Origin of the sequence: Streptomyces sp. 3MP-14 (assembly GCF_006334905.2) — a bacterium.
GTDB classification, from domain to species: Bacteria; Actinomycetota; Actinomycetes; order Streptomycetales; family Streptomycetaceae; genus Streptomyces; species Streptomyces triticirhizae.
Window position 1 is genome coordinate 425,945 of sequence record NZ_VDLZ02000002.1, and the last position, 15,141, is coordinate 441,085.

At 73.0% G+C, this 15,141-nt stretch carries 15 protein-coding genes and 1 tRNA gene; 11 read left to right on the forward strand and 5 right to left on the reverse strand.

What is annotated here, in order from left to right; genetic code table 11:
• Window positions 1-73 precede the first annotated feature (73 nt).
• The gene (locus FH609_RS04305) at window positions 74-631 is read right to left on the reverse strand and encodes a helix-turn-helix domain-containing protein (protein WP_139670568.1); all 558 of its coding nucleotides are present in this window, start codon (window positions 629-631) and stop codon (window positions 74-76) included.
• A gap of 63 nt (window positions 632-694) precedes the next feature.
• On the opposite strand from FH609_RS04305, the gene FH609_RS04310 reads away from it, so the two are divergent.
• The 3 genes from FH609_RS04310 (at window position 695) to FH609_RS04315 (ending at window position 3,070) form a co-directional block, all read left to right on the forward strand.
• Window positions 695-1,192 carry a helix-turn-helix domain-containing protein gene (locus FH609_RS04310; RefSeq protein WP_193317998.1) on the forward strand — a complete coding sequence of 166 codons (498 nt, stop codon included), beginning with the start codon at window positions 695-697 and terminating at the stop codon, window positions 1,190-1,192.
• Window positions 1,193-1,317: 125 nt separating this feature from the next.
• Window positions 1,318-1,464: a hypothetical protein gene (locus FH609_RS30825; protein ID WP_193317999.1), complete on the forward strand. Its 147-nt coding sequence runs from the start codon at window positions 1,318-1,320 to the stop codon at window positions 1,462-1,464.
• A gap of 73 nt (window positions 1,465-1,537) precedes the next feature.
• Window positions 1,538-3,070 (forward strand): LacI family DNA-binding transcriptional regulator, encoded by a 1,533-nt coding sequence (locus FH609_RS04315; RefSeq protein WP_139670572.1) that lies wholly within the window; start codon window positions 1,538-1,540, stop codon window positions 3,068-3,070.
• A gap of 107 nt (window positions 3,071-3,177) precedes the next feature.
• Here the strand turns inward: FH609_RS04315 and FH609_RS04320 are convergent.
• Window positions 3,178-3,251, reverse strand: a tRNA-Pro gene (locus tag FH609_RS04320).
• Between the two features lie 74 nt (window positions 3,252-3,325).
• Window positions 3,326-4,807, reverse strand: a complete 1,482-nt coding sequence (locus FH609_RS04325) for a lipase maturation factor family protein (protein WP_139670574.1) — start codon at window positions 4,805-4,807, stop codon at window positions 3,326-3,328.
• Window positions 4,808-4,945: 138 nt separating this feature from the next.
• Between FH609_RS04325 and FH609_RS04330 the strand changes: the two genes are divergently transcribed.
• The 6 genes from FH609_RS04330 to FH609_RS04355 all read left to right on the forward strand — a co-directional run bounded on the left by FH609_RS04330 (window position 4,946) and on the right by FH609_RS04355 (window position 11,619).
• Window positions 4,946-5,929 carry an acetylxylan esterase gene (locus FH609_RS04330; protein ID WP_139670576.1) on the forward strand — a complete coding sequence of 328 codons (984 nt, stop codon included), beginning with the start codon at window positions 4,946-4,948 and terminating at the stop codon, window positions 5,927-5,929.
• 250 nt (window positions 5,930-6,179) lie between these two features.
• The gene (locus tag FH609_RS04335) at window positions 6,180-7,787 is read left to right on the forward strand and encodes an ABC transporter substrate-binding protein (protein ID WP_139670578.1); all 1,608 of its coding nucleotides are present in this window, start codon (window positions 6,180-6,182) and stop codon (window positions 7,785-7,787) included.
• Window positions 7,784-8,770, forward strand: a complete 987-nt coding sequence (locus FH609_RS04340) for an ABC transporter permease (protein WP_226961389.1) — start codon at window positions 7,784-7,786, stop codon at window positions 8,768-8,770. Before FH609_RS04335 ends, FH609_RS04340 begins: the two co-directional genes overlap by 4 nt.
• Before the next feature lie 29 nt (window positions 8,771-8,799).
• The gene (locus FH609_RS04345; RefSeq protein WP_139670580.1) at window positions 8,800-9,807 is read left to right on the forward strand and encodes an ABC transporter permease; all 1,008 of its coding nucleotides are present in this window, start codon (window positions 8,800-8,802) and stop codon (window positions 9,805-9,807) included.
• A gap of 122 nt (window positions 9,808-9,929) precedes the next feature.
• Entirely contained in the window at window positions 9,930-10,838 is a 909-nt protein-coding gene (locus FH609_RS04350; protein WP_139670744.1) for an ABC transporter ATP-binding protein, read from the forward strand.
• A 112-nt stretch (window positions 10,839-10,950) separates the two neighbouring features.
• Entirely contained in the window at window positions 10,951-11,619 is a 669-nt protein-coding gene (locus tag FH609_RS04355) for an ABC transporter ATP-binding protein (RefSeq protein ID WP_139670746.1), read from the forward strand.
• Window positions 11,620-12,020: 401 nt separating this feature from the next.
• On the opposite strand, the gene FH609_RS04360 is transcribed toward FH609_RS04355, so the two are convergent.
• Window positions 12,021-12,224 (reverse strand): hypothetical protein, encoded by a 204-nt coding sequence (locus FH609_RS04360; protein ID WP_139670582.1) that lies wholly within the window; start codon window positions 12,222-12,224, stop codon window positions 12,021-12,023.
• Window positions 12,225-12,395: 171 nt separating this feature from the next.
• On the opposite strand from FH609_RS04360, the gene FH609_RS04365 reads away from it, so the two are divergent.
• Together FH609_RS04365 and FH609_RS04370 are read left to right on the forward strand one after the other, a co-directional pair.
• A complete protein-coding gene (locus FH609_RS04365) occupies window positions 12,396-13,589 on the forward strand; it encodes a sensor histidine kinase (RefSeq protein ID WP_226961390.1) in 1,194 nt (397 codons plus the stop codon).
• On the forward strand, window positions 13,586-14,248 hold the full coding sequence (locus FH609_RS04370; RefSeq protein ID WP_139670586.1) for a response regulator transcription factor: 663 nt from the start codon (window positions 13,586-13,588) through the stop codon (window positions 14,246-14,248). Before FH609_RS04365 ends, FH609_RS04370 begins: the two co-directional genes overlap by 4 nt.
• A 46-nt stretch (window positions 14,249-14,294) precedes the next feature.
• On the opposite strand, the gene FH609_RS04375 is transcribed toward FH609_RS04370, so the two are convergent.
• On the reverse strand, window positions 14,295-15,110 hold the full coding sequence (locus FH609_RS04375) for an SAM-dependent methyltransferase (protein ID WP_139670588.1): 816 nt from the start codon (window positions 15,108-15,110) through the stop codon (window positions 14,295-14,297).
• Window positions 15,111-15,141 lie beyond the last annotated feature (31 nt).

Genomic DNA, 15,141 nt, shown 5'->3' on the forward strand with positions numbered 1-15,141 from the left:
TAGTGGTGCAGGGGGGTGGGTCAGGCGCCGTGGCATCGGCGCCCGGGCCGCCTCTCGGGGCGGCCCTTCTGCGTCAGGCGGCGGCGCGCTCGGGCAGCGGCCGGACGGCGGTCATGTCGGAGATCTCGCGGATGTCGCGGGCCGTGAAGGTGATCCGGCCGCCCCCGCGGTTGTGCGGGACCGCATACTGCTGCGCCTTCATGCGCAGGACGCGGGGCGACCAGGGCAGGAACTCGGCCGCCTCCTCGGGGGTGTAGTGGAAGACCTCGCCCTCCGGGGTACCGGGGAACGGCACCTGTCTGGGCTGGCTGGCCATGTCTGCTCCTCGGGTGATGTCGGCTGGCGGCACCGCCAGCCCATCCGCTATGTCGCGGATCGTGCTGTCGCTCGCCCCGGCCTCCCCCCTCTCCAGGCGGGAGAGATAGCTGGTGCTGAGGCCGGTGGAGTGGGCGAGATCCGCCAGACGCAGGGAGCGCATGGTCCGGATGGCCCGAATCGCGGTGCCGTTCGGTGTCACGCTCTGAGCATATGCGCAGTCAAAGCCAGTGCACAAGCAGTCTGAAGCCAGTTTCCTGGCGATGCACTGGCTATGTGCGCAGTGTGCGCCCCCCATGCAACCCGTGCTACACATATGCGCTGCTCAGAGGGTGAGACGGGGCTATCCCATGTGCATGGGCTCAGGCATGATGAGGCCATGGACACGACCGGGCACGACTGGAAGCGGCTGGGCGGGCAACTGCGGGCTGATCGCCTGTTGCGCGGTCTGGAGCAGCAGGCGGTCGCTCGCAAGCTGGGCGCCGGCCGATCGACCATCCGGAACATCGAGAACGGACACATTTCCACGCAGACGCCGACCTTGGTGCGGTACGCCGCCCTACTGGGATGGCCGGATGGTGCGATCGACAGGGTGCTGGCCGGGGGGGAACCGGAGCCCTCTGGTTCGGCCGAGCAGCAGTTGGCGGCACCGAGTGACCTCTCCGCTCGCATTCAGCGAGCGATCAGTGACGGCGTCCTGGTGGATGATCAGGTCGTCACCGTGCCCATCGGGGATGGGGAGTTCACCGCCACGATCGTCGTGCGCGGTGAACGGCCGCCGACCGACGACGAGTTGCGCCAGTGGGGGCGGCAGATGAGGGCGGTCGAGGATGCCTTGCGGAACCCCCCGCCGCCGGCGGACACCAATGCTGACTAAGCGTCAGGTTCGGGGTCACATCAGTCACATAGTGCCAATTCGTCTCACAGACTGCCCCTGGCTGTGCACATGTGGTGAGATGTACTGACCGGATGAGAGGCTGCTCAGACGGTCAAGGGGGACTGATGGTCGTCCGAGTGATGCGAGTGGTGATGCCGGCCAGGGTGACCCTCTGGTGCGGCGCAACGGGGATCGTGCTGGTCAACAGAGAGCACGTCAACGAGGTTCAGGCGCGGCTGCTGGAAGCCCACCTCAACGAGCCCGAGGCGTAGGGAAGTCGCGTACCCCCATCACCCCGCCGGGGAACGGCGGGGTGAGGCGCGGCACTGTAGGAAAGGGGTGGCGATGGCTGGCGCTGAAGGGCGCCGTGGGCGTGACGGGCGGCTCTATTACCGCGCGCGGTACGAGCGACCGGACGGCCAGAAGGGCACGGTGCTGGGCACCGACGGCAAGGCCATCCGGTATCCGACGAAGGCCAGCGCGCTGAAGGCCGCGCGCGCTGCCGAGGACGAGGTCGACGCCGCTGCCGGCCGGGGGCGGTGGGTCGCCCCCGAGAAGTCGAGGGTGACGCTCAACGAGCACATCTACGGACGCGACGGTGCCGGCGGTTGGCTGACTGCGCAGGAGTTGGCGGCCTCCTCCGGTCAGAGCTACGCCCACCACATCAAGCGCGCGATCAGTGAGTTCGGGGACACCGCGCTCGGCGACCTCACTCGCACCGCGATCGACGCCTGGGAGCGGAGCGAGGCGGCAGCAGGGTCCGCCAGCAGCGCAGCGACCTACCGGCGCGTGCTGCACGTCGCGCTAGAGGATGCCGTTGAGGCCGGGCTGATCGCGGCCAACCCAGCGAAGAGGAGGCGGAATCGAGGGCGCCGTGCAGGGCGATCGACGGCGCGTGGCCCCGAGCGGCGCATCACTGACGCGCTCGGTCTCCTGCTCGCCGCCGAGCGGGCCGCGCTCCTCGCTGGCCGTGACGACGAGTTCGTCGAGACGATCCTCGCCGGCTACACCGGGATGCGGTGGGGCGAGATCGTCGGCCTGGAGCCTCAGTTCGTGCGCGACGATTCGATCCGGATCGAGTGGCAGCTGTACGAGCTGGACAGCGGCGCCCTCGTCCGCTGCCCACCGAAGGACGACAGCTACCGCGACATCGACGCCCCGCGCTGGCTCACCGGCCTGATACGTGATCACGTGGCGCGTATCTCGCCCACTCCATGCCCATGCCACGGCATCCGGTACGTCTACCGGGGCGGGGCCGCGCGCACGGGCCGGGCCGGTCCGACGATGGCGGACGTGGCCAGGGCCGCCGGAGTCTCCGTCGGGACCGTCTCCAACGTCATCAACCGGCCCCACATGGTCGCCGACGCCACGCTCGCCCGGGTCGAGGCGGCGATGAGCGAGCTGGGGTACGTGCGCGGCGGAACCCCGCAGGGGACGGCGGCGCACTGGCGGCGCTCCGGCCACGCCGCATGGATCTGGACCCCGGCCGTCTCCGGCTGGTACCCGAAACGCGGGCCGGCGGCTCCGCACCCCGTGCCGATCTTGGCTGAGCCGTGGCCCGGCGTCCCAGCACGTGGCCGAGGAGCCGCCGGCCGCGCGACAGCTGGCTGGGTGCCGATCAGCACAGGCATGACCCGACACGGCCGGCGCCACGCGCACCGCACCGTACTAGAAGAGATCGGCACGCCGAAGGTGTTGATGGATGAGCGGATGGGGCACAGCGACAGCTCGGTATCCGCGCGGTACGCTCATGTCACGCCCGCGATGCGCCGGCGGCTCGTCGTCGGCCTCACGGAGGTCTGGGAGGAGTCCCTGGCGGCCCGCCGAGCAATGCATCCCCGGTCGCCGGTTGCCGTGCTTGATCGACTGCTCGGCTGACCCTGGATTCCCAAGATCAAGACCCAGATAGGACCCAGGAGCCCTGGAGACGCGAAAAAGGCCCCTCGCCGAGTTCGGCGAGGGACCTCTGACCTTGTACTTCACCGTCGGGACGACAGGATTTGAACCTGCGACCCCTTGACCCCCAGTCAAGTGCGCTACCAAGCTGCGCCACGTCCCGGTGCCCGTCTGATCTGGGGCTTCGCCCTCGATCAGCGCGCGGTAGAACCATACCGCATGGCCGGGGGTGCTTGCTCAGCCCCCGGGGCGGGGTCGGGGCGGGAGGTGTTCGCCGGTCGGCTCGGCGTGCCACCAGGCGCCGGTGGCGCGGCGCTCACGCCAGGTCGTGAAGCGGTAGCGCAGCACCCGCGCCCGCACCCACCTCGGGGGTTCGTCGGGGAACGGGTTGTGGCGCAGCAGCCGCAGCGTCGCGGCGTCGCCGGCCAGCAGCCGGTCGACCAGCTCCCGCATCCAGGGCCTGGGAAAGCGCGGCGAGAGCGCCGCGAACCACATCGCCCAGTCCAGCCGCAGGTGGAACGGCGCGAACTGGCGTGGCCTGCGCCCGACTTCACCCGGCTTGCCGTGGAAGCCGTAGGGCAGCCACACCGTCTCCGGGCCGATCTCGGCGTCCGCCGTGCCCTCCAGCACGATCTCGTGCCGCAGCCGCGTCACGCTCGCGAAGGCGCCGTAGCTGTTGACCAGGTGCAGCGGGTTGTAGATCACGTTCATCCGCTGGCGCGGGGAGAGCAGGTTGCGCACCGGGTGCCGGCTCAGCACCACGACCAGCGCCGCCACCGCCCAGGTGGTCGCCGTGAACCAGGCGGGCGCCGTCGGCTGGTCGGCCGGCGGCGCCGGCAGCGGCAGGTGGCGGGCGGCGAGCGCGCCGTCCACGGCGGCCAACGCCAGCAGTATGGTCAGCCAGTTGAGCCACGCGAAGTTGCCCGAGGCGATGAGCCACAGCTGGGTGACGATCACCGCCAGCGCCACCCAGGTGGCCACCGGCCCCGGCAGGAACAGGCCCAGCGGGAGCACGATCTGGGTGACGTGGTTGGCCGCCACCTCCACCCGGTGCAGCGGCCTGGGCAGTCGGTGGAAGTACCAGCTGAACGGGCCCGGCATCGGCTGCGTCTCGTGGTGGTAGTCGAGGCAGCTCAGCTGCCGCCAGCAGCGGTCGCCGCGCCACTTGACCAGCCCGGCGCCCAACTCGACGCGCACCACCAGCCAGACCACCAGGAGCAGCGTGAGCGTCGGCGGGGCGATCGCGGCGTTGCCCAGGAAGACGGCCAGGAAGCCGGCCTCCAGCAGCAGCGACTCCCAGCCGAACGCGTACCAGTGCTGCCCGACGTTGACGATCGACAGATAGAGCACCCACAGCGTCGCCCACAGCGCCATCGAGCCGGCCAGCGGCACCGCGTCCGCCGCGCCCAGCGCGATCGCCCCGGCCAGCGCGGCGCCCAGCCAGGCGACGCCGGCCAGCAGCCGGTCCGCGTAACGCCAGTGGAAGAGGCTGGGCGCCTGGCGGAACGACACCCGCCGCAGCAGCGCGGGCGCCGGGGTGAGCCCGCGTTCCCCGGCCAGCACCCGGAACTCGCGGACGGCGGCGACGAAGGCCAGCAGATAGATCACCGCCAGCCCGCGCTGGAGGATCAGCCGGGGCAGCCAGGCGTCGGGATCGGCGGCCCAGTCGACGGCCACGTTCACGGACAGGTTCGCGGCCAGGTCCACGGCGAGATCCATGGACCGTGGTTACCACAGCCGGCCGGGCGCCCTCGCGGAACGGCCGTTGACGTGCGGCGAAGCGCCACGTAGCTTTCCGCCGTTGATCGTTGGGCCGCTCCGGGGAACGGGTGCGGTCAGGAACTGAGGAGGCCGGCCGTGGCGCTGACCGATCTTTCGTTGGACGAACTGCGACGCTACGACTCGGGCGCCGAGCGGCCGGCGGACTTCACCGCGTTCTGGTCCGGCACGCTCGACCAGGCGCGGGCGGCGGGCGCCGGGCGCGAGGTGGAGTACCGGCCGGTGACGGACGTCCGCCTCGCCTCCGTGGACATCTTCGACGTCCGGTTCCCCGGCTGGGACGGCCAACCGGTCGCCGCCTGGCTGCTGCTGCCCAGGAACGCCCCGGGGCCGCTGCCCGCCGTGGTCGGCTTCCAGGGCTACGGCGGCGGTCGCGGCCTGCCCGTGGACCAACTGCTGTGGAGCGCCGCCGGCTACGCCCACCTCGTGGTGGACAGCCGGGGGCAGGGCCACGACACCCCCGACCCCGACCCGGTCTCGACCGCCCAGTGGTTCGGTGGCTTCATGACCCGGGGCATAGGCAGCCGCGAGGAGTACTACTACCGCAGGCTGATGACCGACTGCGTGCGCGCCGTGGAGGCGCTGCGCGAGCACCCCGCCGTCGACCCGGCCCGCGTCGTGGTCGCCGGCGGCAGCCAGGGCGGGGGACTGGCCCTCGCCACGGCCGGCCTGCTCGGCGACGCGGTGGCCGCCACGCTGGTGGACGTCCCGTTCCTGTGCGACTACCGGCGCAGCGCCGACATCGCGGGCCGGGGCCCCTACTCCGAGCTGGTGACCTATCTCGGTCAGCACCAACGGGTAGAGCCGGCCCGGGTGTTCGACGTGCTGGCCTACTTCGACGGCCAGCACTTCGCCCCCGACGCCACGGCGCCCACGCTGTTCAGCGTCGCCCTGATGGACCCGGTCTGCCCGCCGTCCACGGTCTACGCCGCCTACAACCGCTACGCCGGCGAGAAGGACATCACCGTCTGGGAGTTCGGCGACCACGGCGGCGGGCGCTCCACGCAGTCCGTCCGGCAGCTGGAGTGGCTGGCCCGGCACGGCCTCGGCGCCACGGACTGAGGCCGCCGCCCTCCTCGGGCACGAAGACGTTCCTTCCCGTGGGACGGGGACGGGGACGGGGACGGGCCGGGGCCGGGACCGGGACGGGAGGGGAACGCGTGCGGAACGGGGCGAAGGCGGCACCGTGGGGCCCTTGACCAGGGAGCGGGCACCCCTGGACAAGCCCACCCGATCACCTGTTTTAATTGCGAGCGGTTCGCAACAACAAGCTGGTGACAGCGCGCCGGGCGCGCTGGGCAGGGGTGTGGTGATGACGGTCCGCAGGCTGGTCCGCGGTGGCGCCGTGACGGGAGCGGTGGCCGCGTTGGTGGCGACCGCCGGGTGCTCGACACCCAGCGACGACGAGGGCGGCGACTCCGGCGGCGGAGGCGGCCGGAACAGCGTGGTGGTGGGCATCGCCAACGAGCCCGACTCGCTCAGCCCGCTGCTCGGCTACGGCAAGGACGGCAACTCCAAGATCTTCGACGGACTGCTGCGCCACAACGACGAGTTGGGCCTGGAGCCGGCGCTCGCCACCGAACTGCCCGAGGTCAGCGAGGACGGGCTCACCTACCGCTACCCGCTGCGGGAGGACGTCTCGTTCAGCGACGGGACGCCGTTCACCTCGGCCGACGTGGTCTTCACCTACGAGACCATCCTCGACGAAGGCACCAACAACCCCAACAAGGGCGAGCTGGACCCCATCGAGAGCGTCGAGGCCGACGGCGAGCACGCCGTGGTCTTCACCCTGAAGTACCCCTACGCCCCGTTCGCCGAGCGCACCGTGCTGCCCATCGCCTCCGAGGAGCTGGCCGGCGGCGAGGACGTCAACACCGGCTCCTACAACACGGAACCGGTCGGCACCGGCCCCTATCTGCTCACCGACTGGTCGCCCGGCGAGCGGATCTCGCTGGAGGCCAACCCCGACTACTGGGGCGGCGCGCCCGAGGTCGAGCAGGTCACCATGGCCATCATTCCGGACGACGACGTGCGCGCCACCCGGCTGCGCTCCGGCGACCTGGACGCGGCCGTGCTGCCGCCCAACCTTGCCGAGGGCTTCGCCGACGAGGAGGGCCTGACCACCATCAACGCGGAGAGCGCCGACTTCCGCGCGGTCACCCTGCCCTCGGACAACCCGGTCACCGGCGACATCGCCGTCCGCCGGGCCCTGGACCTGGCCGTCGACCGCGAGCTGATGGTCGAGTCCATCCTGCTGGGCGCCGGCCACCCCGCCTACAACGCCATCCCCACCGCCAGCCCCTGGTTCGCCGAGGGCACCGAGCGGGCCCACGACCCGGAGGAGGCCGCCCGCATCCTGGAGGAGGCAGGCTGGACGGAGGGCGAGGGCGGCATCCGCGAACGGGACGGGCAGCGCGCCGAGTTCACCCTCTGGTATCCGGCCGGCGACCGGCTGCGGCAGGAACACGCCCTGGCCTACGCCTCGGACGCCAAGGAGGTCGGCGTCGACATCACCGTCGAGTCCGGCTCCTGGGAGGTCATCGACGGCCGCCTCGCCGAGGACGCGGTGCTCTCCGGCGGCGGCGACCCGGCCGACCCGGACTTCCAGCTCTACAACCTGCTCTACTCCGAGCTGGCCGGCAACGGCTACAACAACATGGCCCACTACCGGAACCCGGCCGTGGACGAGCAGTTGGACCTCGGCCGGCGCAGCGGCGACCAGGCCGAGCGGGAGGCCGCGTACGAGGCGGTGCAGCGGGAGCTGGCCGAGGACCCCGGCTACACCTTCCTCACCCACATCGACCACGTCTATGTGATGGCCGACGCCTGGGACGGGGTCACCACCCAGGTCGAGCCGCACGACCACGGCCTCGGCCACGGCCCGTGGTGGAACGTGGAGGACTGGCGAGTCCGCCCGTGAGCGCGCCCTGGCCGGCCGTGGGCCGGCTCGTCGGACGGCGGCTGCTCGCCGCCGTTCCGGTGCTGGTCGTGGTCACATTGGGGATGTTCGCGGTGGCCGCCGCCTCGCCGTTCGACCCGGTGCGGCGCTATGTGGGCGACGGCTCCAGCGCCTCCCAGGAGACGCTGGACGCGCTCCGCGAGAACCTCTCGCCCGACGGCACCTTCGTCGAACAGTGGTGGAGCTGGCTCACGTCCGTGCTCGGCGGCGATCTCGGGCAGTCGTTGGCGCTGCGGCAGCCGGTCTCCCAGGTGATCGCGGAACGGGTCGGCTGGTCGCTGCTGCTGTGCGCGGTCGCGTTCGTCGGCTCGGTGCTGTTGGGCTGCGCGCTCGGCGTGCTGGCCGCGCGGCGCGAGGGCGGCTGGCTCGACCGGGCCGTCACCTCGCTCAGCTACACCCTCCAGGCGGCGCCGCCGTTCTGGCTGGCCCTGCTGGCGATCTGGCTGTTCGCGCTCCAGCTGGACGTGCTGCCGGCCGGCGGCCTCACCGAGGCCGGCGAGTCCACCGTCACCGCCGGCTCGCTGCTGCGCCATCTGGCGCTGCCGGCGGCCGTGTTGACGATCTCGCAGACGCCGTGGTTCGCGCTCTACGTCCGCCAGGGCGTCGGCGACGCGCTCCACGAGGACCCGGTGCGCGGCGCCAGGGCGCGCGGGGTGAGCGAACGGACCGTGCTCCTCGGCCACGCGCTGCGCTCCGGGCTGCTGCCGGTGCTCACCCTGGTCGGCACCCGCATCCCCGAGCTGATCACGGGGGCGCTGTTGGTGGAGACGGTCTTCAGCTGGCCGGGCATCGCCTCGGCCACCGTGCGCGCGGCGACGTCGACCGACTTCCCGCTGCTGGCCGCGCTCACCGCCCTCTCGGCGCTCGCGGTGCTGGCGGGCAACCTGCTGGCCGACCTGCTCTACGGCCTCGCCGACCCGCGCGTCGACCTGAACGAGATGTGAGGGCCATGCCTCCGGAAGTGTCCCCAGAGATGTCAGAGGAACCGGCCCGCGAGTCGGCCGGGGAGCCGGCGGGCCGGGAGGCCGGGTCGGTGGCCGTCGAGGGGGCGCGGGCGCCGGTGCCCGCGCAGGGCTCGGGCGCTCGGGATCGTTCCCGGGAACGATCCCGAGCGGGCGACGCGGCCGAGTGGCGCGCGGCCGGGAACGCGCGCCGGGGCACGCGCCGCGTGCGCGTGGTGGCCTCCGTCTCGTTGGTCGGGCTCGCGGCGCTGGCCGTGCTGCTGGTCCCCGCCTTCTTCCCGCTCGACCAGCAGGCCGTCGACCTCACCGCCAAGCTGCTGCCGCCCTCAGCCGAACACCCCTTCGGCACCGACGACATGGGCCGGGACCTGCTGCTCCGCAGCGTCTACGGGCTGCGCGTCTCGCTGCTGGTCGGGCTGGTCGCCGCGCTGGTGGCCAGCGGCCTGGGGCTGGCGCTCGGCTGCCTGGCCGGAGCGGTCGGCGGGCGCGTCGACCGGCTGCTGATGCGGCTGGTGGACACGTTCACCGCCGTGCCGCACCTGCTGATGGGCATCTTCATCGTGGCCATGTTCCGGCCGGGCGTCTGGCCGGTGGTGGCCTCGGTCGGCCTGACCCACTGGGTCTCCACCGCCCGCATCGTGCGGGCCGAGGTGCTGTCGCTGCGCGCCCGGCCGTTCGTCGACGCCGCGATATCCGGCGGCGCCTCCCGGCTGCGGGTCGCCACCCGCCACCTGCTGCCCGCCGTGCTGCCGCAGGCGGGGCTCGCCGCCGTGCTGATGGTGCCGCACGCGGTGTGGCACGAATCGGCCCTGTCCTTCCTGGGGTTGGGCATCCCGGCGCACCAGGCCAGCCTCGGCACCATGATCAACGGCGCCCGTGGTTCGCTGTCGGCCGGCGACTGGTGGCCCACCCTCTTCCCCGGCCTGTTCATCGTGGTCACCACCCTCGCCATCGCCGGCGTCGCCGGGCTGTGGCGGGAGCGGATCAACCCACGCCGCCGATCGGAGCTGGTCCTGTGACCGAGGCCCCCACCACCGCACCCACCTCCGCCCCCGGGCCCGCGTCGGCCGACCGGCCGGCCCGACCGGTGCCGGCCGGCGAGCCGCTGCTGACCGTGACCGGCCTGTCGGTGCGGTTCCTGATGCCGGGCGGGCGCGACGTGGCCGCAGTCAACGACGTCTCCTTCGACCTCGCGGCCGGCGAGTGCCTGGCGCTGGTGGGGGAGAGCGGCTGCGGCAAGTCGGTGCTGGCCTCAGCCCTGTTGGGGCTGCTGCCGGCCAACGCCCGCACCCGGGGCAGCGCCCGGCTGGCGCCCGAGGGCCCCGACCTGCTCACCGCCTCCCAGGCCATGCTCTCGCGCACCGTGCGGGGCCGCCGGCTGGGGCTGATCCCGCAGAGCCCCTCGGCCCACCTCACCCCGGTGCGCACCGTCCGCGCCCAACTGGAGGAGACCGTCCGCGAGGTCACCGGCACCCCGCGCGCCGGGCTGCGGGCCGCGACCCGACGGGCCGCCGAGCGTGCCGCGTTCCCGCTCGACCACCTGGACCGCTACCCGCACCAGCTCTCCGGCGGGCTGGCCCAGCGGGCCGCCACCGCGCTGGCGCTGGTCGGCGAAGCGCCGCTGCTGATCGCCGACGAGCCGACCACGGGCCTGGACCGCGACCTCGTCGACCGCACCGTGGACGAGTTGCGTCGACATGTCGACGACGGGCACGGGCTGTTGGTGATCACCCACGACCTGGCCGCCGCCGAACGGATCGCCGACCGGGTCGCGGTGATGTACGCGGGCCGCATCGTCGAACTCCGTTCCTCCCCCGACTTCTTCGGCGAGCCGGGGCCTCGACACCCCTACGCCGCCGGGCTGTTGGACGCGCTGCCGGAACGGGCGTTCGTCCCGATCCCCGGGCTGCCGCCCGAACTGGACGCGCTGCCGGCCGGCTGCGCCTTCGCCCCGCGCTGCCCGGCGGCCTCCGAGACCTGCGCCACCCTGCCCGCCTTCGCCGGCGGTCTGGCCTGCCACCACCCGCGAGAGGCCGTCGCCGATGCCTGAGCCGAAGCCGTCGATGCCTGTGCCGAGGTCGGAGTCCGAGTCGGAGTCGGAGTCGTTGGTGTCCGAGCGGATGTCCGAGTCGATGCCGCAGGTGCTCGAACCCGGGTCGCCGATGCTCGAACTGGACGGGATCACCGCCGGATACGACCGCCGCGCCCCGGTGGCGCGGGGGATGTCCCTGACCGTCGCCGACGGCGAGGCCGTGGGCCTGCTCGGCCCCAGCGGCTGCGGCAAGTCCACGCTCGCCCGCGTCGCCGCGCTGCTGCACCGCCCCTACGCGGGCACGGTGCGGCTCGCCGGCCGGGCGGCGACCGGCTTCCGCTTCCGCGCGGCGCGTGAACAACGCACCAGCGTCGGCATGGTCTTCCAGCAGCCACGGCTGGCCGCCGACCCCAGAATGACGCTCCGTCAACTGATCGCGGCGCCGGCGCACGCCACCGGCCGGGGCGAGGAACTGCGGGGACACGTCGACGAGTTGGCGAACACCGTGGGTCTGACCCCCGACCTGCTCACCCGCCGCCCGCACCAGGTCAGCGACGGACAGCTGCAACGCGCCTGCGTGGCACGCGCCTTGCTGCTCACGCCCCGGCTGCTGATCTGCGACGAGATGACCGCGATGCTGGATGCCTCCACGACGGCCGCACTGGTCGCGGTCGTCGAGGAGTACCGGTCGGCCAACGGGGCGGCGCTGCTGGCCGTCGGACACGACCGGGTGCTGCTGCGCCGCTGGTGCGACCGGGTGGCGGACTTCCCGTCCAGCGCCGAACGGGCTGCCGCCTGAGGTGCCTTCGCCGGGCGGTCGAGGGCAGGACCAACGAACGGGCAGGTGGTGCGGCACCCTCAGCCCGGGCACACCGTTAGCCCGGGGAACTACGACCCCGGGCCAGGTCGGGGCGCGGGAGATTAGCCCGTGGTCCGATGACGGATACCGTGTGTGACCGGCACGGTGGGGGCATGAACACCGCGCCGGCCGCAGCGGCCGTCACCACCCGTCAATCTTTGTCCCTCTTCGGACTGTTGGGCCGCCGACGCCGCGCCCTGGCCGCGCCGGCCGCGCTGGCCGCGCCGGCCATGCTGGCCGTGTTGGCGGCTGTGCTCGCCGCCCTCCTGGTCCCGCCCGGGGCGGCGGCGGCCCCGGCGGCGGTCCCTCCGCCGCCGGGGACGGCCCGTGTCGCCGATGCGCTACCCCTCGAAGCGTTCGGCCACACCGCCCACCAGCACGCCCAACACCAACAGCACCACGGAGGCGAAGACCTCGTAGCCGTCGAGAAAGCCGATCCGGTGCACCAGGGTCCACACCTCGAACCAGTCCCAGAAGTAGTGCACCAGGCCGCCCAGTCCCTGGGACAGCAGCAAGAAACAGAGGAGTCCAAGAAGCTTGCTCATGACCGGGAACGCTAGGGACGACGAAGGGCACGCCGCCTCCGGCGAAGGTCGCCGGCCGCCGCGACCTTGGTCGCCCGGCGCGACGACCAAGGGATGACGTGCGTCGACCAAGGGATGAGCCGCCCGGGGACGGCTCCCGCCCCGGGCCGCCGGCCGGTACCGTCGGGACGCGTGAACGAACGCACCCCGTCGGACGGTCGGGGCGGGGACCGGCGCCAGCTGACCGTCGACCTCGCCATGATCGGGCTGGCCGCCGTCGCCACCGTCCTCAGCTCGGGCGTGCTGGCTGGGGAGACCCACGAGGACCCCGACGTGGTCGTCATCGACCAGGTCGTCGCGGCCCTCGCCTGCGGCCTGCTGTGGTGGCGCCGCCGCCACCCGGTGGCGATCGCCCTGATCGTCCAGGTGCTCTCGCTTCCCTCACACGCCATGGCGGGCCCGATGCTGGCCTCGCTGTTCACCGTCGCGGTGCACTGCCGCACCCGCACCCTGGTGCTGCTGGTCCTGCTGAAGCTGGCCCTGATGCCGGTCAACGTCGACCAGCGGCCGGAGTCCAGCATCTCCGACGGCGCCTCCGTCGCGTTCATGCTGGTCGTGATGACCGCTGTGATCTCCTGGGGCCTGTCCGTGCGCTATCGCAGGCGGCTGCACGAGACCCTCTACGAGCAGGCGCAGCGCCGCACCAGGGAGGCCATCGCCCGCGAGATGCACGACGTGCTGGCGCACCGGCTGTCGCTGCTGAGCGTGCACGCCGGGGCGTTGGAGTACCACCCGGACGCCTCGCCCGAGCAGGTCAGGGACGCCGCCGCCGTCATCCGTTCCAGCGCCCACCAGGCGCTGGAGGAGCTGCGGGACGTGATCGGGGTGTTGCGCGCCGGCCCCGGGGCGCCGGCGGCGGAGCCGGCCGGTTCGACGCGTCCCCAGCCGACCCTCGCGGATCTCCCGCAGCTGGCCGAGGAGTCCCGCAGGGCCGGCACCCCCGTCCACCTCCGTATCCCCGCCTGGCCCGACACCCTCGTTGAGCCGGACGGGCGCGGCGCCGGGCCGCCCGGGCCGCCGCCCGAGGCTGTGGGGCGCACCGTCTACCGGGTGGTCCAGGAGGCCCTCACCAATGTGCGCAAGCACGCCCCGGGAGCGGAGGCCCTCGTCCACGTCGCGGGCGGCCCGGGCGACGGCATCACCGTCCGGGTCAGCAACCGCGTCCCCGCCCCCCAGCCCGCCCGCGTCCCCGGCACCCGCGTCCCCGGCGCCGGCGCCGGCCTGACGGGCCTGCGGGAGCGGGTGACCCTGGCCGGCGGCCGGCTGGAGCACACCAGGGGGCGCGATGACTTCGTCCTCACCGCCTGGCTACCGTGGCCGGCATGACGATCGGCGTGCTGCTGGTGGACGACGACCCCCTCGTCCGGTCCGGACTCCGCCTGATGCTGGGGGCCGCCGAGGACATCGCCGTCCTCGGCGAGGCGGCCGACGGCCGCGAGGTGCCGGCCCTGGTCGCCGAGCACCGCCCCGACGTGGTGCTGATGGACATCCGGATGCCCGGCATGGACGGCCTGGCCGCCACCGAGCGGCTGCGCCAGCGCGACCCGGCGCCCGAGGTGATGATGCTCACCACCTTCCACGCCGACGAGCACGTGGTGCGCGCCCTCCGCGCCGGCGCCGCCGGCTATGTCCTCAAGGACACCCCGCCGCAGGAGATCGTCGCGGCCGTTCGCCGGGTCGCCGCCGGCGAGCCGGTGCTCTCCGCCGACGTCACCCGGCGCCTGATCGCCCAGGTCGCTGGCTCCGGCCGGGAGCGGCGCCAGGCCCGCCGCAGGGTCAACGCCCTGCCCGAACGGGAGCGTGACGTCGCGCTGCTGGTCGGCCAGGGCAGGTCCAACGCGGAGATCGCCGCCGCGCTCTATCTGTCGGTGCCCACCGTGAAGACCCATGTCTCCCGGCTGCTCGCCAAGCTCGACCTGGCCAACCGCACCCAACTCGCCCTGCTGGTCCACGACGCCGGACTCCTGCCCGACGAGCCGCGCTGAGGCCGGGACCGGCCGGTCCCGGTCAGGACCGGCCCAAACCGGGACCTCAGGGCTTGCGGGCGATCCCGCCGTACATGCCGATGTCCTCGTCCCTGATGCCGGCCGGCTCGGTGCCGTCCGGGCGCCACCTGTGGATCTGGACCACGCCGGGGTCCACCAGCTCCAGCCCCTCGAAGAACGCCTCCGCCTCCGGCAGGTTCCGCAGCCGCATCGGCATCCCCCGGGCCGCGTACTCCCGCGAGACGCGCGCGATCTCCTCCGGCGCGAAGTCGGCGGTGCCGATGGTCATCGCCAGATAGCTGCCGGAGGCCAACGGCTCCAGCAGCCGGTTGACGATGCCCACCGCGTCGTCCTTGTCCAGCACGAAGTGCACGATGGCGATGACCGTCAGCGCGACCGGCTGGTCGAGGTCGAGCGTCGCGCGCAGCTCGGGCGCGGCCAGCACGCCGGCCGGGTCCCGCATGTCGGCCTCGACATAGGCCGTGCGGCCCTCCGGCGCGCTGGTGAGCAGCCCGCGCGAGAGGGAGAGCACGATGGGGTCGTTGTCCATGTAGACGACGCGCGCGTCCGGCGCCACCTGCTGGGCGATCTCGTGCAGGTTCGGCGAGGTCGGGATGCCCGTTCCGATGTCGAGGAACTGCCGGATGCCGGCCTCCGCCGCCAGATAGCGCACCGCGCGGTGCATCCAGTCCCGGTTGGCGCGCATGTGGACGGGCAGCGCCGGCCACTCCACACACATCGCGTCGCCGGCCTCCTTGTCGGCCGGGTAGTAGTCGGCCCCGCCGAGGATGTAGTCGTAGATGCGGGCGGAGTGCGCGCTGCCGGTGTCGATGCGGTCGGCAGGCCAGCCGTTCTCGGACATCTCGGGTCCCTTCCGCCGGCGAGTCCTTCCC